Consider the following 18,324-nt stretch of genomic DNA (forward strand, 5'->3'; position numbering starts at 1 on the left):
AGGTATAGAGGAGAACGATTATGTCTAAGAAAATAATGATTGTAGATGACGCTGCATTCATGAGAATGATGATTAAAGATACGCTTTCTAAAAATGGTTTCGATAGCTTTGTAGAAGCTGGTGACGGGCAAATTGCGTTGGGAATGTATGAGCAGGAGCGCCCCGACCTTGTAATTATGGATATTACTATGCCGAATATGAATGGTATTCAGGCATTGCAGGCTATTAAAGCGCTAGATGATTCCGCAAGGGTGATTATGTGCTCTGCAATGGGACAAGAGGCAATGGTGGTAGAAGCCATTCGTTTGGGTGCACTTGATTTTATTGTAAAACCGTTTAAATCAGATCGCATTTTGCAAACGGTAAACAAGGTACTGGCTTAAAAGCGGTACCGCACAGGAGGTTTACAGCGTGCCGGAGTTTTTATTTTCGCTCGTAGTGCTCATTTTGATTTTAGTCCTTGCGTACTACACGACAAAATGGATTGGAAAAAAAGGTTCCATGCAAAGTGGTTCCAGAATGATTAAAGTTCTGGATAGAGTGATGGTGGGACAGGACAAAATGCTGATGATTGTTCAGGTGCAGGATCAAACCATGCTAGTAGGCATGACCTCGCACAGCGTACAAAAGCTTTGTGATATTGAAAACGCCGATGAGCTTATTTTACAGGCGAAAACATCAGATACCGATTTTTCCTCAATTTTAAACAGTGCCTTGCACGAAGGCTGGGCTGCGAAGCTTATGGGGAAAAAGAAAAAGGGGGATGATGCAGAGTGAATACACGCAAAGTAAGCCGTGCGGAGCTTAAAAAGCATCTTCTGTTCTTTACAATATCTCTGCTTATGGTGGTGGTATTGTCGTTTGTGTTGTGTACCATTACATATGCAGCCCCCGGTATTTCGATTGATTTAAATGCAGGCGAAGATGCAGGCGGTACCATGGGTACCATTGAGCTATTGTTTTTAGTAGCGATTCTTGCGTTGGCACCGTCCATTTTAATTATGATGACCAGCTTTACAAGAATCATCATTGTCCTGTCGTTTTTAAGAAATGCGTTGGGCACGCAGCAGTCCCCCCCCAATCAGATTTTGGTGGGGCTTGCGCTGTTTTTAACACTGTTTATTATGTCCCCTGTTGTCAGCGAGATTAACCAAACCGCTTATATCCCCTATAAAGAGGGGGCAATCACGCAAGAAGTTGCCACCGAACGGGCAGTAAAGCCAATCAAGGTGTTTATGCTCAAGCAAACACACAAAAAAGACCTCAACCTGTTTCTGTCCATCTCGAAAAGCCCTGTACCGCAGTTGCAGGAAGGACAGAGTATCGAAGCTTTCACGGAGCTTGGTTTGGAGGTAATCATCCCGTCGTTTATCACAAGCGAATTAAAACGTGCTTTTACCATGGGCTTTTTGCTATTTATTCCATTTCTCATAATTGATATGGTGGTGGCAAGTACATTGATGTCCATGGGTATGGTAATGTTACCCCCCGCAATGATTTCCCTTCCGTTTAAGATAATGATGTTTGTATTGGTAGACGGATGGGGATTGTTGATGGGAACCCTCGTAAAAAGCTTCCGTTAGCAAGGCGGTATTTATGACAGATGAAATTTATGGAGAGGATTGGTACTTTTGACACAGGGCGTCGCACTGGATATTCTCAAAGAAGCGCTGCTGATTGCCTTTAAGCTTGCAGGACCAATGCTCGCTGTCAGCATTATTGTTGGTTTGGTGATTGCCATATTTCAAGCGGCAACACAAATCCATGAGCAAACCCTTACTTTTGTACCCAAAGTTATTGTAATATCGCTGATACTGTTGTTTCTTGGTTCATGGATGATTACACTTCTTTCTGAGTTTACGCAGAGGTTGTTTGAAATCATGGCGGGGTTATAGCGGCTATGTGGAATGAGTTGTTTGCCTATCTGGACGTTTTTATGCTGGTCTTTGTCCGGATGAGCGGTATGATCCTATTCAATCCGCTTTTTGCCCGGCGCAATGTACCCACTCAGGTTCGTATGGGGCTGATTCTTGCTCTAACCATTGTAATTACACCAACGGTTGACGGCGCCCCTATTGCGGGCATGCTCGAGCTGGAATTTATATTCGCCATGTTCAAGGAGTTGTTTCTTGGCTTTGTGTGCGGGTTTGTGTTCCAAATATTCTACTACCTGCTGTTTTTTGCCGGGGATATTATGGATATGGAGTTTGGTCTTTCTATGTCCAAGGTGTTTGATCCATCCTCCAATATACAGATGTCTACCTCGGGCAACCTACTGAACCTGCTTTTTATGTTCTATATTTTTGCAACCAACAGCCACCTGATTATGATCAAGATTTTTGCAACCTCCTATCAGGTTGTCCCGGTAGGTGCAGTGGGGCTTTCCACAGCTATTGGTGAACATATCGTCAATCTATTCATCTCGGTGTTTGTGTTGGCATTAAAGCTGGCCCTGCCTTTTATAGCGGTAGAATTTATTTTAGAGATTGCAATGGGTATTCTGATGAAAATCATTCCGCAAATTCATATTTTCGTCATCAATATCCAAATGAAAGTATTGGTAGGTATCATTCTTCTGTTTGCGTTTGCCCATCCGGTAGGCTCTTTTATGGATAATTATGTGGTGGTAATGCTAGAGAATATGCAGCGTGCCCTGTTTGCCGCAATGGCATAAACAAACGAAAGCGGTGGAAAAGGGGGGATTTGATTGGCTGGCGAAAAAACCGAGAAGGCGACCCCCAAACGAAAGCAGGACGAACGAAAAAAGGGTAATATCTTTCAAAGCCGTGATGTGATAGCTGTTTTTTCGCTGGTAATCATGTTTTACAGCATCAAAGCGCTGTCGCCTCATATCACCAATTATCTCAGCAAATGCATTCGAGATTTTTTTGAATTAGCAGGCACGATGAAAACAATCAGCGTTATGGATACACGGCAGTTGCTGCTGGACGGATTACTTATCTTTGCTCTGACAGCCCTGCCGCTGTTGATGCTCAGCTCTGTGCTGGCAATTGTATTAACGGGCATGCAAACAAAAATGCTTTTTTCGGGCGAGGCAATGCGCTTTAAGGCAAGCCGAATCAGCCCTCTGCAAGGCTTTAAGCGCATGTTTTCCATTCGTTCGCTTGTTGAAATTATCAAAGCAATTTTAAAAATCGTCCTGCTCGGCTGGATTGTATACAACAACTTTATAAAACGTATGGTGGGCTTTCCCAGGCTGCTGGATATGTCCGTGCAGGAGGCTGTAGTGTTTATTGGGGAAAGCATTATGTCGCTGGTATCCACCACTGCAATGGTGTTTGCTTTTATTGCAGCATTCGACTATTTCTACCAGTGGTGGGATTATGAGAAAAATCTGCGCATGAGCAAGCAGGAAATTAAGGAAGAGTACAAACAAACTGAAGGTGACCCCCAGATAAAAGGAAAGATTAAAGAAAAGCAGCAGCAGATGGCACAAAAGCGTATGATGCAAAACGTACCAAGCGCCGATGTGGTTATTCGAAACCCGACCCACTATGCTGTTGCAATTCAATATGATCCCGAAAAAAACCGAGCACCGGTTGTAGTCGCCAAGGGCGCTGACCGTGTTGCGCTGAAAATCATCGAGATAGCCGAACAGCACGATGTTGTCATTACAGAAAACAGACCGCTTGCTAGAGGTTTGTACGAGACGGTTGATCTTGACAGAGAAATTCCCGATGAGTTTTATCAGGCAGTTGCAGGTGTGCTTGCATTTGTGTACAACCTGAAGAAAAAGGATTTGAAATAGTTGAAGAAATTTAATTTTATCGTGTCGGTTTTTGTTGTGACGATCATCTTCTTAATAATCGTACCGCTTCCGCCTTTCTGGCTGGATTTGATGTTCATCTTAAACTTGACATTATCGTTTGTTATTTTGATTACCAGCATGTACATAAGAGAATCGCTGGAGTTCTCCATTTTTCCATCAATACTTCTGATTACAACTCTGTTTCGTCTGGCGCTTAATATATCTTCCACCAGACTAATTTTGTTGGAAGACGGTAATGCCGGACAGGTTGTAAAAACATTTGGAGAGTTCGTCATCCGCGGAAATGCCGTGGTGGGCTTAATTATATTCCTCATTATCGTATTGGTTCAGTTTATCGTAATCACCAAAGGCTCAGAGCGTGTGGCCGAGGTTGCCGCCCGTTTTACCTTGGATGCAATGCCCGGTAAGCAGATGGCAATTGACGCAGACCTGAACTCAGGACTGATTGATGAGCAGCAGGCAAGGGAGCGCCGCTTAAAGATTCAGCGTGAAGCAGACTTCTTTGGCTCGATGGACGGTGCGTCAAAGTTTGTAAAGGGCGACGCAATCATGTCCATTATCGTTACGTTCATCAATCTCATCGGCGGTATAATTATGGGCTTTATCAATAATGTGGGCAGCTTCTCCGAAATCATGCAGATTTACACCACCGCCACGGTGGGTGATGGCCTGATCTCACAGCTGCCGGCACTGCTGATTTCTGTTGCAACCGGTATGATCGTTACTAGGTCCGCATCAGAAAGTAACCTCAACGAGGAGGTTAGCAAACAGTTCCTGTCACAGCCTAAGGTACTGATTATGGCGGGTGTCGCTGTGGGTGCATTGTGCCTGATACCGGGCTTCCCGCGCCTGCAGATACTTACCGTTTCTATCGGGCTAATTTCGTTGGGCATCGTTTTACAACGCAAAGGCAGTCCTGTGGTACAGCCGGAACAGGGCTTGCTCCCCGAAACAGAGGTTACCAGCGAAGCATCGTACTACAAAAATATTGACAATGTCTATGGTCTGCTCACAGTAGAGCAGATTGAAATGGAGTTTGGATACAGCTTGATTCCGTTGGTGGATGAAAGCAATGGCGGCAGCTTTATTGACCGTGTTGTTATGTTCCGCAAACAGCTCGCGCTGGAAATGGGTATGGTTATCCCGTCTGTACGGCTGAAAGACAGCGGTCAGCTTAATCCAAACCAATACAGCATTAAGTTTAAGGGCGAAGAGGTCGCACGCGGAGATATCCTTGTCGACCATTATCTTGCGCTTTCTCCAGGTGAAATCGCAGAAGAGATAGAGGGCATCGACACCATAGAGCCTGCATTTAATATTCCTGCAAAATGGATCAGCGATGACAAAAAGATTAAGGCGGAGCTTGCCGGATACACCTTGATTGACCCCACCTCTGTAATCATTACTCACTTGTCAGAGGTTATTAAAATGCACCTGCATGAGCTGCTCAACAGGCAGGAGGTCAACAACCTGGTCTCCAATCTGCGTAAATCAAACGAGACCATTGTTAATGATACGATTCCGGAGATTATCTCGATTGGCAACCTACAAAAGGTGCTCGCCAACTTGCTTCGAGAGGGTGTACCTATTCGGGATATGGAGACAATTGTGGAGACGCTGGGTGATTACGGTGCTCAGATTAAAGATACCGATATGCTCACCGAATATGTACGTCAATCGCTTAAGCGCACCATTTCTCATAAGTTCTCAGAAGCCGGGCAGATGAAAGTGGTCAGCTTAGATGCACAGATTGAGAATATGATTATGGGTTCTGTAAAGAAGATGGACAGCGGTTCTTATCTTGCTCTTGACCCGCAGGCGATACAGAATATTGTCTCGGCAACCACTACCGAAATCAATAAAATTAAAGATCTGGTTCAGGCACCTACTATAATTACTTCTCCCGTTGTTCGTATCTACTTTAAAAAGCTGATTGATCAGTTCTATCCCAACATTGTGGTGCTGTCTTTCAGCGAAATTGATAATAACATACAGATACAGGCGCTTGGGAATATCAGCATAGTATAACAGAAAAGGAGGTGAGCCCCTGTGTCAGAAAGCCAATATAAATTGGATGACCCTGTTGAAGAAATGAAAAACTATCAAGAAAACCGAAGTGTAGAGATTCGCAACCGACTAATTCTTCATTACAGTTACATTGCACGCTCCACAGCAATGCAGATGAGGGGGATCGCCTCCAATTACGCACAGGTTGAGGACATAGTAAATCAAGGGGTACTCACACTGATCGACTGTATTGAGAAGTTTGATCTGGAAAAGGGCGTTAAGTTTGAAACCTATGCATTTATGAGGATACGCGGCTCGGTCATCGATTTTATACGCAAGCAGGATTGGCTGCCGCGTAGAGTACGCAAAACGGCAAAGGATATCGACCGAGCGTACGATGAACTTTCCAACCGCTATATGCGCGAGCCAAGCGCAAGCGAGATTGCGCAGCACCTGCAGATGTCAGAGGAAGCGTTGAGCAAGCACTATAGCGAAATTTCCAACTCGGTTTTGCTTTCTTTTGAAGGGGTTGTGCAAAACACACTGCAGATGGATTTTAGCGAAGAAAGCAGCACAGCGGGCGAAGACTCTCAGCCAGAAAGCCATGTCTTCCGCCAAGAGATGAAGGAAGTGCTTGCAGGTGCAGTCAGCGAACTTACCGAAAAAGAGCAAACGGTGCTTTCGCTTTATTACTACGAGAGCCTTAAATATTCCGATATTGCAAAGGTGCTCGAAGTCAGCGAGTCCAGAATCTGTCAAATACATACGAAAGCAATCTCAAAGCTTAAAGGAAAAATGCAGCATTATATGAAAGGTTGATGAGACATGTTCAGCGGGTTTTACACGGCGGCATCCGGTATGTTTATGCAACAGCGTACATTGAATGTGCTATCCAACAATATTGCAAATGTAAAAACACCGGGTTATCGCAGCAAGCGGGTGGTGAGCAGCACCTTTGAGCAGGCGCTGCTTGCGCGGCAGGAAGCAGGCAATTCTACGCAAATCGGCTCCGGTGCTCCTATTCGCATTGTCGACTCGGTGCCGACACAGTTTGATCCTTCCTTTCTGCAGGAAACATACAGACCATTCGATTTGGCGATTGAGGGAGACGGCTTCTTCACCATACAAGGGGGAGAACAGCAATACTTAACCCGAAATGGCAATTTTGATATCGACGAAGAAGGCTACCTGGTGCTGCGCGGGCAGGGCAGAGTGCTTGGTGAGGGCGGCGAAATCTTATTGAACTCCTCTGCATTTACTGTAGGAGAAGACGGTACCGTGTATAATGCCACGGGCAGACGCATTGACCGCTTGTTGCTGGTGCAGCCGCAGGATTATAACGCTTTGCAGGATTTTGAAAACGGTATGTACGGTGTCGATCCGGCGCAGCAGGGCAATTTGCAGACAGGTAATATCCGTGTTGTGCAGGGTGTACTGGAGCAATCCAATATCGATATGAACCGCGAAATGTCAATGGCAATGGAGGTTCAGCGTGCATTCCAGTCCTGCAGCAAGGCACTTACCACCATCGATCAACTGAATCAAAAAACTGCCAATGAGTTGGGCAGATTATAATTCCAAAAAGGATGGGTGAAAAATGAATATTGCATTTTATACCGCTGTTTCGGGAATGACAGCCTTTCAAAAGGATATGGATCTGATTTCCAACAATATGGCGAATATCAGCACGGTAGGCTACAAGCCGCAAAAATCCTCTTTTAGTGATATTTTGTATACGCAAATGGATACAAGAGCAAATGAAAACGCGATGCAAGGGCATGGCGTTAAAATAGAAAACATTGACCTTTTGTTTAAACAGGGTATGCTCAACCGCACCGAATATGGTTTGGATTTTGCACTGGTTGGCGAAGGCTTTTTCTGTGTGGACAGAGGCGGAGAAAATCCGGAATATACGCGCAACGGTGCATTTACCATCGGTATGGATCGTGATCGTGCTTACCTTGTCACCACAGACGGCGGCTATGTGCTGGATGAACGCGGCAGAAGAATTGAGCTGAATCTAAAAGATGGCAGCAATGTTGCAGATATTACCGGTGTGGAAGAACGCATTGGCATCTATACATTCTCCAACCCCTACGGTTTAAAGCCAATTGGAAATACAAGCCTTGCAGCAACACCGCTTTCCGGCGAGGCAAGAGCCAACCGCAGAGACCGCGACGAAAGCACAACAGAGCTGATTTCCGGCGCACTCGAGCTTTCGGATGTTGATATGTCCACCGAAATGGTGAATGTACTGCAAACCCAGCGTGCATTTCAGCTGAATGCAAAAATTGTTCAGACTGCCGACCAAATTGAAGAAATGGTAAATAATTTAAGATAATTTCAAAGGAGGTGGAGATATGCAGGGGAACATTTATCAGAACCTAGGCGTGGCGCAGATTGACATGCTCGCTGAGATTGGTAACATCGGTTCAGGCAACGCCGTAACCTCGCTGTCTATGCTGCTCAGTACCAACGTAACAATTCAAAGCCCCACCGTTAAAATTATGGAAATTAATAAAGCGGCGGATATGCTTGGGGGGGCAGAAAATGTCGTCATCGGCATACTTTCTATTATGCAGGGCGATGTGGAAGGCATGATGCTGTTTTTAATGGAAAATGATTTTGCCTGCAAGACGCTCAACGTACTCCTTGAGCAGAATTATCAAAGTTTTTATGATATTGATGAGATGGGGCGCTCGGCACTGATTGAGATTGCCAACATCATGGCGTATTCCTACGCAAATGCACTTTCGGCACTTACCGATTTTTTCATTACTTTATCCGTGCCGTCCATGTGTTTTGATATGTTGGGAGCGATACTCAGCGAACCCAGTATTGTGTTTGCTGAGGTTGGCGACCAGCTCATGTTTATCAAAGGGGATATCAATATTGATGGCGAAAAGATGAAAAGCCATATGTTATTGATTCCGGAAGCAAAATCACTAGAAAAAATTATAAAAAAGTTGGGCGTATCAGGATGAGCGAAGTAGTGACAGTTGGAATATCAGATATTAACCTTGTTTATGCGCCGGACGTGTTGGTTACTTACGCACTGGGTTCGTGCGTGGGAATTTGCCTTCTTGATCCGTTAACTCGGCTGGGGGGGCTTGCGCACATCATGCTTCCGTCAAGCAAACAGCTTCCTAATATGCCCCCATCTAATAAATTTGCAGATACCGCAATCTATGCACTTATACAAAGAATGGAATTGTGTGGTGCAAGTAGAGCACGCTTAAAAGCTAAAATTGCAGGTGGTGCCTGCATGTTTAACTGTGCAAGCAATTCGGCTATTTCTAATATTGGAAAACGAAATGTGGTAGAGGTAAAGAATATACTTGCAGGGCTTGGAATTCCCATTTTAGCAGAGGATACAGGAAGTAACTATGGAAGAACCCTGTTTTTTTATCCCGAAACAGGCGTAATGCGCATCAAGTCGGCGCTGAAAGGCGAAAGCATGTTATAGAAAAAACCATATGTTATCTGTATATCTGGGATCACAACAAAATAGTTTGGAGGCATAAGACATGAGTAAAGATGAGATAAAAAACGGAGACATCATGCAGTCGGAGCAAGAAACAGAAACTAAATCCGCTGAAAATGCCGTGCCACAATCAAAAACGGAGGGGTCTCAGAGCTTTCTTCTCAGCCTTTTTAACAAGTTTTCGAAACAGAACAGTAAACAAAAACAGAATCAAACTGTGGATGAGGTGCAGGACGAAGTTCTTTCGGAATCGACAGTAGAAACAGAAGAAACGATATCTTATGAAAACCAGCAAGAAGAAATATCAGAGCAGCCGGGTGACACCGCCGAAGTAGCGGATACTCCTTCGCAAGAAGAGGAAACCGAGCTGGAAAAAGAGCCGGAGTCGATGCCAGAGCCTGTAGACGCTGAGGTAGAGATACTGCTGGAAAACAATAAGATGGCCGCTACTATTTGTGTTACTTCCCCCAAATATGGCGGTAATGAAGTAACACACGAAATGCTAACCGATGCACTCAGCAAGAATGGCATTGTTTATGGAATCAATCAAGACCGACTTAATGATATTGCTGAAAATAAGCTGTATAACAGATTATACCGCATTGCAGAGGGTACACCTGCGATAGATGGAAAAGACGGCGGGATTAAAGACTATTTTCCCAGAGAGCGAAAGCTGAATTTTGCAACCCGTGAGGACGGTTCTATTGACTTTAAAAGTCTTAACCTGATTCAAATTATAAAAAAAGACACTCTGATTTGTGAGCTCATTCCACCAATAGACCCAATTGACGGAAGCGATGTTCTGGGGAATCCATTCAATGGTAAGAAGGGCAAGGTAGCAACCCTTCCGCGCGGTGAAAATACGGTGTTATCAGAGGATAAGACGCAGCTTCTCGCCGGTTGTGAGGGAAATCTTGTATTTTCTCGTGAGCGTTTTCAGGTTCAAAAAACATTTGAAGTAGCAGGAAATGTCGATAATGCTGTGGGAAACATCGATTTTTCGGGAGATGTGATTGTTCGAGGCGATGTATTCGAGGGATTCGTCATTAAATCCCAAGGTAATGTTACCATAACAGGAATGGTTGAAGGCGCATCTATCTATGCAAAAGGGAATATCAGCATATCGAAGGGTATGAACGGGATGCGCAAAGGTGTTCTCGAATCTCAAAAGTCTATTACAAGTAAATTTCTTGAAAACTGTGAAATAAAGGCAAAAGGAAAAATTCAGGCGGAATCCATCATCAACTCCACCGTTTTTTGCGAAGATGAACTGATTGTCTCGGGCAAAAAGGGTGCTATTATTGGCGGATCTTTTACGGTATACAAAGAAATTAAGGCAAAGGTTGTAGGTGCCCCAAGCAACATACCCACTGCAATTATGTTGGGGGTTACTCCGGACTTGATTAAAGAAAGAAATAAGCTTGCAAAAGAAATAGAAAATTTAAAAAACTTAGATTCCGACATTGAAAAAAATATTATGTATCTTGAAACCTTAGCAGGAAAAATGCCTCTTACTGCTGAGCGTGTAAAGCAATTAAATCAGTTTAAAATACAACGGCCACTAAACCAATTAAAGCAAAGTCAGCTTACTCAAAGATTACAGGAGATCAATGAGATTGCAGACAATGTAGGAAAGAGCAGGTTAATCTGTGGTACGATTTATCCATGTACACAAATTACGATCGGAAAAATCACAACCACCGTACAGAACATGGCATCCAACTGTATTTATTCTATGAGTGATGGCGAAATTAGAGCGAGTTACCAATAAAAATAGAAACAAAACACGCAGGCAGAAAATTCTGCCTGCGTGTTTTGTTTATAAGCAACTATTATTTTTTAGGTTTCCTAATTTATTCATATAGCAGATAATATGTTCTTGAATATCAAGCAGGGGAAGTTGCTTTGTTACAGCACCAATATTATAGGCAACCATTGGCATGCCATAAACAACACAGCTTTCTTTGTTTTGCCCAATGGTGTATGCACCGCTTTGGCGCATTTTCAGCAGCCCCTTAGCACCGTCGGCTCCCATGCCGGTAAGCAAAATACCAATGGAATTAGCACCGGCAACGGCAGCTACAGAATGAAACAGTACATCAACAGAGGGGCAGTGCCCGCTTACCCTTTCACCGGGGCGGCTTTTTACATAAAACCCTCTCGAGTCGCGTGCAAGGGTTAAATGGCTGTCTCCTGCTGCAATAATAACCTTGCCTTTCTCCACCCGTTCTAAATTCTCGGCTTCCTTTACTGTCATAGCACAAATTTTATCCAGACGCTGTGCATACATCTTAGTGAATACCGGGGGCATGTGCTGTACTACTACAATGCCCGGGGTGGTTGCGGGAAGATCCTTTATTACAGATAGAATCGCCTCTGTGCCGCCTGTGGACGCGCCGATGGCAATTACCATATTGTTATCTATGTTGGCGGTAAACTGTGAGGTAGGCAACGTAGCAAGAACCGGTTTTTTCCTTATATGCGCTGCAGAAGCAATTTTAATTTTTACAATCAGCTCATTGATAAAATCGGACACATCGGTAGGTGACTTAATCATGGGTTTACGTACAAAGTCAACTGCACCGGCATCCAGGGCCTCAAAGGCTCTATCTGGCATCGAACTGACAACCACAACAGGCAACGGGTTGATAGGCATCAATTTTTTCAAGAAATCAATTCCGTTTACCTTGGGCATCTCTACGTCCAGTGTCACCACATCAGGGTTTAGCTGCTTTATTTTTTCCATTGCATCGAAAGAATCTGTAGCAGAGCCTACAACCTCAAGTTTGGAATTGGCAGAAAGGTTTGTACAAAGGGTTTCTCGGAATACGATGGAATCATCCACAACAAGTACCCGGATTCTTTTCAGCGGTTTCACCTTGCATTTTCCCCTTTCTGATATACAGCGGGCTTGATGTAACGATATTTTGTTGTTTCACGGTTAATTGTTTCTGAATGACCGATAAAAAGAAAGCCTCCGCCCGCTGTGCAATTATAGAATTTGTTGACAAGGTTGTTTTTCGTTTGAGCGTCGTAGTAAATCATAACATTTCTGCAAAAGATCATATCAAATGGCTTTTTGTAGGAGAATGGTTCCATCAGATTGGCATGACGAAAAACAACCTCTTTTTTAATTCTGTCACACACCTCAAAAGTACCGTCATTTTTATCAATAAAATATTTGCGTCTCCATTCCGGTGGAACATCCTTGAGGCTCTCGGCAGAGTAGATACCGCTTCGAGCCTGATCCAAAACCTGGGTTGAAAGATCGGTTGCCAAAATTGTGGTATCCCAGGTACCACTTTGATTACCAAAAAAATCGGCAATTGCCATCGCCATAGTATATGGCTCCTGCCCGGTAGAGCAGCCGGCACTCCAAATGCGCAAATCCTTGCTGTTGCTGCGTTGCTTGACTAAATAGGGGAGTACATGTTGCTGCAAGAATTGAAAGTGTTCTGATTCTCTCAAAAAAAAGGTGTGATTGGTGGTTAATTTATTTAGAAGAACTTTAATCTCCTGTCCGGACTTGTCGCGGAAGACGAGATCCATATACTCCTCAAAAGAAGAAATACCTCTTGCAGAAAGTGTATTGGAAAGGCGCCCTTCTATCAAGATGCGTTTTTTGCTCAAATCAATACCGTAGTTTTGTTTTACAAACGTAGTGAGTGTGTTGAATTCCTTATCTGTCATCGTTATCATACGCAAATGCTCCTTTCCTTTCGATCAGTTTGATGATGCACTAAAATAATCCGCTGATTTCCTCAAGGAAGAAGCGTTTCAAATCTATGTTAAGAACGACATTATCCCCAACTTTAGCGATAGAACTTAGATATTGGCTGGAAGCAGCGGTGCTCAGCTCTGGCGGCGTGGAAAGCCCCTTATTGTCGATATCGATAACTTCTGATACGCAGTCAACAATCAGCCCTACAGACATATCTTCAACCGAAACGACGATGATACAGGTTTTTTCGTCGTATTCTTTTTCTTCTTTTTTTAATTTCAATCGAACATCTACTACAGGAACAATCTTACCTCTTAAATTGATGATACCCTTAACATAGCTGGGTAATCTGGGCACACTGGTAATTGCCTGAATGCTGATAATTTCAAGTACATGCAGCAGCTCAACACCGTAAATCATATCGCCTATGTCAAACGTGAGAAACCGCCCCATAAGATCATCCAGAGCTGTGGCTTCATTCGTATATTCCGTCATAATAAAACCTCCTTAGTACTGCTTGAGCAGATTGTGAGCGTCCAGAATCAAACTGATGCTGCCATCTCCGAGAATGGTACAGCCGGCCATGCCTTTGTCTTTTAAATTATGGCGGTTGAGAAGGCTAGGGAACGGCTTTACCACAACCTGCTGCTCGCCAATCAGTTCATCTGCAAACAGGCAAGCAACCTTATGTTCGTTTTCGATTAGAATGGCAATACCGTCAGACAGCGCGGTTTTCTCAGTTTCGACACCATAGATATTGTGTAAACGAATAATGGGATAGCACTGGCCGCGCACCATAATAATTTCGCAGCCATCGGTTCCGTAAATGATTTTGTGCTCGTCGGAGATTTTAAAAGATTGTTTGATGGAAATGATAGGCAGAGTAAATACCGTATCGCCCACAGAAATCATCATACCATCTACAATGGCAAGGGTTAAAGGTATTTTGATGGTAAAAATAGTACCGGCATCTTTCTTGCTGTCCACTGAGATTGAGCCGCCAACCTTTTCTATGTTTTTACGAACGACATCCATTCCCACGCCACGCCCCGAAAATTCGGTAACTGCTTCGTTTGTAGAAAACCCGGGAACCATGATCAATGAAAAAATTTCTTTCTCGGTGTATTCGTTTTCCGGTTTGGTGAGGATGCCGTTTTGTCTTGCTTTTTTGAGAAGTTGTTCGGTACGCAGGCCCTTGCCGTCATCCGAAATGGTAATGACGATTTCACCGCCCACATTTTGTGCGGCCATAGTCACTTTGCCGGTTTCGGGTTTGCCCAGTGCCTTACGCTCCTCGGGAGATTCAATAGCGTGATCCATTGAGTTGCGAATCATATGCATAAACGGGTCGGTAATGCTGTCGATAATGGTTTTATCCACCTCGGTTTCGCCGCCCAGTGTCTCAAGGTCTACAAGTTTGTTCAGCTTTTTACTCATATCACGCACAATGCGGTTCATCTTTTGAAAGACGCCCGACAGCGGCACCATACGGATGGACATGACAATATCCTGCAGCTCGTCAGTCAGCTTGCGCAGTTGACGTGTTGCTTTATAGAAGCCATCCAGCTGGAGGCCTTTTAAATCAGCGTTGCCCGTTACCATGGATTCTGCGATTACGATTTCACCTACAATATCCATCAGCTGATCCAGCTTGCTTTGGTTAACACTGATCAGGCTTTGTTTTCCTGTTTTGCTGCTTGCCTGTGAGCTGGGGGCAGAACTTTCCGATGGGGAATCGGCATTGGATGCAGCGGTACCTGCACCTTTTCTGCTGTTCACAGCGTTTTTGCGCTCAGCGGCAATGTTCTCGTAAGATTTGATATTAAGCGAGTTTTCCAACACCGTGTAGATTTCGTCCAGCGGTGCGGCAGGCACAAACCGAATGATAAAACCGTTTTTGGCAATTTCTGCAGAAAGGTTGGAGTCGCTTTCGGGATGTGCCGGAACGGTTGTGATAGAACTGCACAGCTCGGTAATCTGAGATACCAGCATAAATGCGCGAATATTTTCCATCTGGCAATCATCCTCAAAAAACACGCGTACCTGCTGCTCATCTCCGGTGGTCTCGTCTGAAACGGCAACGGGTGCTGCGGTGCTCACTGTCGAATCAGGCTCATGAGCTTCATCCGTTTTCATAAGGGCAACAAGTTTTTTCAGGCGATTCAGCAGCTCTGAAAAATCAGTCTCTGTGTAATCGTCATTTTGTATCAGCTCAATCTCTGCCTTCAAATAATCCGAGGCCTGAAAAACAATATCGAATACCTCTTGATGTGCTTTTATCTCATTCGGGTTTTCACGGATAAGATAAAAAAGGTCCTCAATTCTGTGGGTGAGGGTAGATACCGCCTCAAGCCCCATCATAGCGGAAGAACCTTTTATGGTATGCATAATGCGAAAAATCTCATCAATATTTTCAGAACTTAGGCTGTCTGCTTTTTCTGATTCGAGAAGAATTTCATCCAGCTGTTCCAAAAGTGTATTGGACTCATAGATAAACATTTCGAGCATAGGTTCCATACTTACGTCAATACCGCTCATTATAACCACCATTTCTCCGCGCATATGGTAAATAGTTAGACACGGCACCTAACGCGGAAGATACCATGCTTTATACAATACTCTTATCTTAATAATCGGCACTTTTCAAAAAAACTTTATTTAAATTGTTAACTTTTGTCTAAAAAATACGATATAATAAGTATGGAAACATAATAATTATTATGTACAGCTCAGATTCATAAAAATTGAGGTATGTGGTAAGGGGAACAATATGGCAGACATTTTAAAAATAACGGCTCCGCTGGTAAATAAAAATACAGTCCAGCCCAACAGACAGTCTACCGACCCAGCCGTCCCCTTTAATTTGCAGGATATCACCAAGGTGATCAAATCCAACCCGCAGAGCGAGCTGCTTGGGCAGAACAATACGCTGCTGCAAAAGGACGAAGGCGCCAGTATTCTAATGAACCTGCTCAAGGATCCGGCTGTAACGGTTCAGTTTCTCAAAAACATTTTTATGCTGCAGGAGATCATTAACCTGCTGCCTGTTAATAACAGTACGGTAACACAGGAGATTCAGCAGCTTTTTAACGCTCTGCTGATCAGCCCTGACCAGATTGTAGAGGAGATGCTGCGTCAGGAGTACGCATCTACAGTATTTAAAGGTGATTTGTTCGATTTTCTGCGAAATTTAATTGCAGAGCAACCGCAGTTGAAATCATCTGCTGAAATAGCCAACCTGCTAAAATCAATCAACGGTATCCTATCCAAACAGGATGTTCTAGACTCGGTGGCAAACAGCCTGCAGTTTCTGTCAGAGAGCCTCACGGCCAGCAGCAGCCTTTCACAGCGTTTGCAAGAGTTATCACTTGCATTTCGAAATGAAGATGCCGCAGGACGATTTAGCAGCTTGAAACAAGAGACTTTGGCATTGCTTAAAGAGGTGGAAAACAGCATCTTATATTCGCCCAAGCTTGCCAAGGTGGTGCCGATTGTCATCTACAACCTATCGCGCTTTCAGGATAACCCCGATTTTCTTGGGGAATCTCTCACCAGCCTGATGATGTTTATGAACGGCGCAGAACAGAAAAATGAATTCCGACAATTGGTTGCAGATTACCTTGCAACCTTTACCAATAACCATAAAAACGCCGACCGGTCTCATATCATGAATATCATAGCCGACATTATCAGCAGGCAGGATAAAGACGCTTCCTCCGTTTTGCTGGGCGGTGAAAAAATTGAGAAGATTATTCACAGCCTGCTTTCATCCCCTTGTAACTTTACTCCGTTGCTGCATTTTGTAATTCCGGTGGAATATTTGAATATGAAGTCTTTTGCAGAATTCTGGATAGACCCCAACGACACTTATGACAGGGGGCCGGACGCGGAGCAGGGGCAAAGAATCCATATGCTAATCGTGTTTGACATCAGTGGAATCGGTCAGTTTGAAGCGGAGCTTTGGGTGCAGGATGAAAGAATTCGATTTATGCTGTTTTGCCCCGAAGAGTATCTGTCTGAGTTTTCAGCTTTGTCTGGGCAGATTTCAAAGGTGGTACAGGATTCAGACTACAAGTTTGAGCAGATTATTATTGATAAATTAGAGCGGCAGCGCTCTCTGATGGATGTGTTTAAAACGTTACCATATAAAAGGACGGGTGTTGATGTCAAAATCTAGAGAAAACAAAGCGGTGGCGCTAAAATACAATATGGATGAAGATATGGCGCCTGTTGTAATCGCATCCGGATATGGAACGATAGCTGAGAAAATCATTGATGTTGCGGAGCAAAAGGGAATACCTGTATTTAAAGATGACAGTGCGGCATCGCTGATGTGTATGCTGGAGGTAGGCAGTAACATACCTGTGGAATTGTACGAAATTGTTGCTGCAATCTATCGTCAGCTGCTTGAAACCTCGGCACAGATTAAAAACAAACAAAAACCGGCGGAAACAAACAACAACAGAATTTCCAGTAAGCTTAACCTTGTATCACAAAGAAAACGCACGAACAGCGTGCCGGAAGATACTTAGTAATAAATAGACACAGCTGTCCTACCCGGTGATAGAGTAAAAGTTCAATCATCACTGGGAAATAGAGTATAGGTTAAACCTGCAAGTATTCCCAAACCTATTCTTCCGGCGGAAACAAAGAGATATCCGCCCGCTTTACGGACTCTGCTCCTATGCGCATTAAGCTCTCACCACTCTTCTTCTGCGCGGGTAAGAGCTGCTTTCATAACTTTTAACACCCGAGGGGTATTATATGCCGGCGTGCAGCGGCGGAATGGAGCTTTATATGCAGAATAATTTTGGAGCAATGACTTTTGCGAATTATGAAGAGGAGATAGAAAGCCTCGATGGAAAGTTCTTAACATTTTGGACGGATCATCAGCTTTTTGGGATACCAATTGCCGACGTGGTGCAGATTATAGGAATCCAGGAGATTACGCCGGTTCCTGAATACCCCAATTACGCAAAGGGTATCATTAATCTGCGTGGCAACATTATCCCTATTATTGATGTCCGTTTGCGCTTGCACAGGGCAGAAATGGAGTACAATGAACGCACTTGCATCATTGTCACCAACATCAAAGAAACGTATATTGGTTTTATTGTAGATGCTGTTGATGAAGTGACGGATATTGATGAAAAGGATATTTGTCCTCCGCCGCAAATCATGGGTGAAAATAGAAATACATTTATTACGGGTGTTGGCAAGTTGTCCGATAAGGTCGTACTTCTTTTGGATACGATGAAAATACTGGACAAGGATGAGGTAGAGCAGCTGCTCTGTACAGAGTAGTTTTAGAAAGATCCTGCA

At 43.9% G+C, this 18,324-nt stretch carries 20 protein-coding genes; 16 read left to right on the plus strand and 4 right to left on the minus strand.

Annotation, left to right across the window (positions count from 1 at the left end; genetic code table 11):
• Nucleotides 1-20: 20 nt before the first annotated feature.
• The 13 genes from RTV33_RS09705 (at nucleotide 21) to RTV33_RS09765 (ending at nucleotide 11,052) form a co-directional block, all read left to right on the plus strand.
• A complete protein-coding gene (locus RTV33_RS09705; protein WP_312643798.1) occupies nucleotides 21-383 on the plus strand; it encodes a response regulator in 363 nt (120 codons plus the stop codon).
• A gap of 28 nt (nucleotides 384-411) precedes the next feature.
• Nucleotides 412-777: a flagellar biosynthetic protein FliO gene (gene fliO, locus RTV33_RS09710; RefSeq protein ID WP_312643800.1), complete on the plus strand. Its 366-nt coding sequence runs from the start codon at nucleotides 412-414 to the stop codon at nucleotides 775-777.
• Nucleotides 774-1,583, plus strand: coding sequence for a flagellar type III secretion system pore protein FliP (gene fliP, locus RTV33_RS09715; protein WP_312643802.1), 810 nt, complete (start codon nucleotides 774-776; stop codon nucleotides 1,581-1,583). Before fliO ends, fliP begins: the two co-directional genes overlap by 4 nt.
• Before the next feature lie 48 nt (nucleotides 1,584-1,631).
• On the plus strand, nucleotides 1,632-1,895 hold the full coding sequence (gene fliQ, locus RTV33_RS09720; RefSeq protein WP_312643804.1) for a flagellar biosynthesis protein FliQ: 264 nt from the start codon (nucleotides 1,632-1,634) through the stop codon (nucleotides 1,893-1,895).
• 5 nt (nucleotides 1,896-1,900) lie between these two features.
• Complete coding sequence (fliR, locus tag RTV33_RS09725; protein ID WP_312643806.1) at nucleotides 1,901-2,674, plus strand: flagellar biosynthetic protein FliR; 774 nt, start codon at nucleotides 1,901-1,903, stop codon at nucleotides 2,672-2,674.
• 33 nt (nucleotides 2,675-2,707) lie between these two features.
• Nucleotides 2,708-3,769, plus strand: coding sequence for a flagellar biosynthesis protein FlhB (flhB, locus tag RTV33_RS09730; RefSeq protein WP_312643808.1), 1,062 nt, complete (start codon nucleotides 2,708-2,710; stop codon nucleotides 3,767-3,769).
• Entirely contained in the window at nucleotides 3,770-5,818 is a 2,049-nt protein-coding gene (flhA, locus tag RTV33_RS09735; RefSeq protein ID WP_312643810.1) for a flagellar biosynthesis protein FlhA, read from the plus strand.
• Nucleotides 5,819-5,839: 21 nt separating this feature from the next.
• A complete protein-coding gene (locus RTV33_RS09740) occupies nucleotides 5,840-6,616 on the plus strand; it encodes a FliA/WhiG family RNA polymerase sigma factor (protein WP_312643812.1) in 777 nt (258 codons plus the stop codon).
• A 6-nt stretch (nucleotides 6,617-6,622) separates the two neighbouring features.
• Nucleotides 6,623-7,372: a flagellar hook-basal body protein gene (locus RTV33_RS09745; RefSeq protein ID WP_312643814.1), complete on the plus strand. Its 750-nt coding sequence runs from the start codon at nucleotides 6,623-6,625 to the stop codon at nucleotides 7,370-7,372.
• A gap of 22 nt (nucleotides 7,373-7,394) precedes the next feature.
• The gene (locus RTV33_RS09750) at nucleotides 7,395-8,138 is read left to right on the plus strand and encodes a flagellar hook-basal body protein (RefSeq protein WP_312643816.1); all 744 of its coding nucleotides are present in this window, start codon (nucleotides 7,395-7,397) and stop codon (nucleotides 8,136-8,138) included.
• A 19-nt stretch (nucleotides 8,139-8,157) separates the two neighbouring features.
• A complete protein-coding gene (locus tag RTV33_RS09755; protein ID WP_312643818.1) occupies nucleotides 8,158-8,781 on the plus strand; it encodes a chemotaxis protein CheC in 624 nt (207 codons plus the stop codon).
• Entirely contained in the window at nucleotides 8,778-9,263 is a 486-nt protein-coding gene (locus RTV33_RS09760) for a chemotaxis protein CheD (protein WP_312643820.1), read from the plus strand. The genes RTV33_RS09755 and RTV33_RS09760 overlap by 4 nt, the downstream gene beginning before the upstream one ends.
• A gap of 61 nt (nucleotides 9,264-9,324) precedes the next feature.
• Nucleotides 9,325-11,052, plus strand: a complete 1,728-nt coding sequence (locus RTV33_RS09765) for a FapA family protein (RefSeq protein ID WP_312643822.1) — start codon at nucleotides 9,325-9,327, stop codon at nucleotides 11,050-11,052.
• Nucleotides 11,053-11,100: 48 nt separating this feature from the next.
• Here the strand turns inward: RTV33_RS09765 and RTV33_RS09770 are convergent, their stop codons facing one another.
• From RTV33_RS09770 to RTV33_RS09785, 4 genes are read right to left on the minus strand one after another with little or no spacing between them, the layout of a single operon-like run.
• Nucleotides 11,101-12,159 carry a chemotaxis response regulator protein-glutamate methylesterase gene (locus RTV33_RS09770; RefSeq protein WP_312643824.1) on the minus strand — a complete coding sequence of 353 codons (1,059 nt, stop codon included), beginning with the start codon at nucleotides 12,157-12,159 and terminating at the stop codon, nucleotides 11,101-11,103.
• Entirely contained in the window at nucleotides 12,156-12,980 is an 825-nt protein-coding gene (locus tag RTV33_RS09775; RefSeq protein ID WP_312643826.1) for a protein-glutamate O-methyltransferase CheR, read from the minus strand. The genes RTV33_RS09770 and RTV33_RS09775 overlap by 4 nt, the downstream gene beginning before the upstream one ends.
• Nucleotides 12,981-13,020: 40 nt before the next feature.
• Nucleotides 13,021-13,497, minus strand: a complete 477-nt coding sequence (locus tag RTV33_RS09780; RefSeq protein WP_312643828.1) for a chemotaxis protein CheW — start codon at nucleotides 13,495-13,497, stop codon at nucleotides 13,021-13,023.
• Between the two features lie 12 nt (nucleotides 13,498-13,509).
• The gene (locus tag RTV33_RS09785; RefSeq protein WP_312643829.1) at nucleotides 13,510-15,540 is read right to left on the minus strand and encodes a chemotaxis protein CheA; all 2,031 of its coding nucleotides are present in this window, start codon (nucleotides 15,538-15,540) and stop codon (nucleotides 13,510-13,512) included.
• A gap of 232 nt (nucleotides 15,541-15,772) precedes the next feature.
• On the opposite strand from RTV33_RS09785, the gene RTV33_RS09790 reads away from it, so the two are divergent.
• The 3 genes from RTV33_RS09790 to RTV33_RS09800 all read left to right on the plus strand — a co-directional run bounded on the left by RTV33_RS09790 (nucleotide 15,773) and on the right by RTV33_RS09800 (nucleotide 18,306).
• Nucleotides 15,773-17,179: an antitoxin gene (locus RTV33_RS09790; RefSeq protein WP_312643831.1), complete on the plus strand. Its 1,407-nt coding sequence runs from the start codon at nucleotides 15,773-15,775 to the stop codon at nucleotides 17,177-17,179.
• Nucleotides 17,166-17,534, plus strand: a complete 369-nt coding sequence (locus tag RTV33_RS09795; RefSeq protein ID WP_312643833.1) for an EscU/YscU/HrcU family type III secretion system export apparatus switch protein — start codon at nucleotides 17,166-17,168, stop codon at nucleotides 17,532-17,534. Before RTV33_RS09790 ends, RTV33_RS09795 begins: the two co-directional genes overlap by 14 nt.
• A gap of 265 nt (nucleotides 17,535-17,799) precedes the next feature.
• Nucleotides 17,800-18,306 carry a chemotaxis protein CheW gene (locus RTV33_RS09800; protein ID WP_312643835.1) on the plus strand — a complete coding sequence of 169 codons (507 nt, stop codon included), beginning with the start codon at nucleotides 17,800-17,802 and terminating at the stop codon, nucleotides 18,304-18,306.
• The last annotated feature ends 18 nt before the right edge of the window (nucleotides 18,307-18,324 follow it).

Origin of the sequence: Hydrogenoanaerobacterium sp., from assembly GCF_032017025.1 — a bacterium.
Classification (GTDB): Bacteria; Bacillota; Clostridia; order Oscillospirales; family Ruminococcaceae; genus Hydrogenoanaerobacterium.

What these genes read in the sequence shown, in the direction of transcription:
- RTV33_RS09705 (WP_312643798.1), top strand. Translation starts at nt 21, where the DNA reads ATGTCTAAGAAAATAATGATTGTAGATGACGCTGCATTCATGAGAATG.
- fliR (WP_312643806.1), top strand. Translation starts at nt 1,901, where the DNA reads ATGTGGAATGAGTTGTTTGCCTATCTGGACGTTTTTATGCTGGTCTTT.
- RTV33_RS09745 (WP_312643814.1), top strand. Translation starts at nt 6,623, where the DNA reads ATGTTCAGCGGGTTTTACACGGCGGCATCCGGTATGTTTATGCAACAG.
- RTV33_RS09750 (WP_312643816.1), top strand. Translation starts at nt 7,395, where the DNA reads ATGAATATTGCATTTTATACCGCTGTTTCGGGAATGACAGCCTTTCAA.
- RTV33_RS09755 (WP_312643818.1), top strand. Translation starts at nt 8,158, where the DNA reads ATGCAGGGGAACATTTATCAGAACCTAGGCGTGGCGCAGATTGACATG.
- RTV33_RS09760 (WP_312643820.1), top strand. Translation starts at nt 8,778, where the DNA reads ATGAGCGAAGTAGTGACAGTTGGAATATCAGATATTAACCTTGTTTAT.
- RTV33_RS09765 (WP_312643822.1), top strand. Translation starts at nt 9,325, where the DNA reads ATGAGTAAAGATGAGATAAAAAACGGAGACATCATGCAGTCGGAGCAA.
- RTV33_RS09775 (WP_312643826.1), bottom strand. Translation starts at nt 12,980, where the DNA reads ATGATAACGATGACAGATAAGGAATTCAACACACTCACTACGTTTGTA.
- RTV33_RS09780 (WP_312643828.1), bottom strand. Translation starts at nt 13,497, where the DNA reads ATGACGGAATATACGAATGAAGCCACAGCTCTGGATGATCTTATGGGG.
- RTV33_RS09785 (WP_312643829.1), bottom strand. Translation starts at nt 15,540, where the DNA reads ATGAGCGGTATTGACGTAAGTATGGAACCTATGCTCGAAATGTTTATC.
- RTV33_RS09790 (WP_312643831.1), top strand. Translation starts at nt 15,773, where the DNA reads ATGGCAGACATTTTAAAAATAACGGCTCCGCTGGTAAATAAAAATACA.
- RTV33_RS09795 (WP_312643833.1), top strand. Translation starts at nt 17,166, where the DNA reads ATGTCAAAATCTAGAGAAAACAAAGCGGTGGCGCTAAAATACAATATG.
- RTV33_RS09800 (WP_312643835.1), top strand. Translation starts at nt 17,800, where the DNA reads ATGCAGAATAATTTTGGAGCAATGACTTTTGCGAATTATGAAGAGGAG.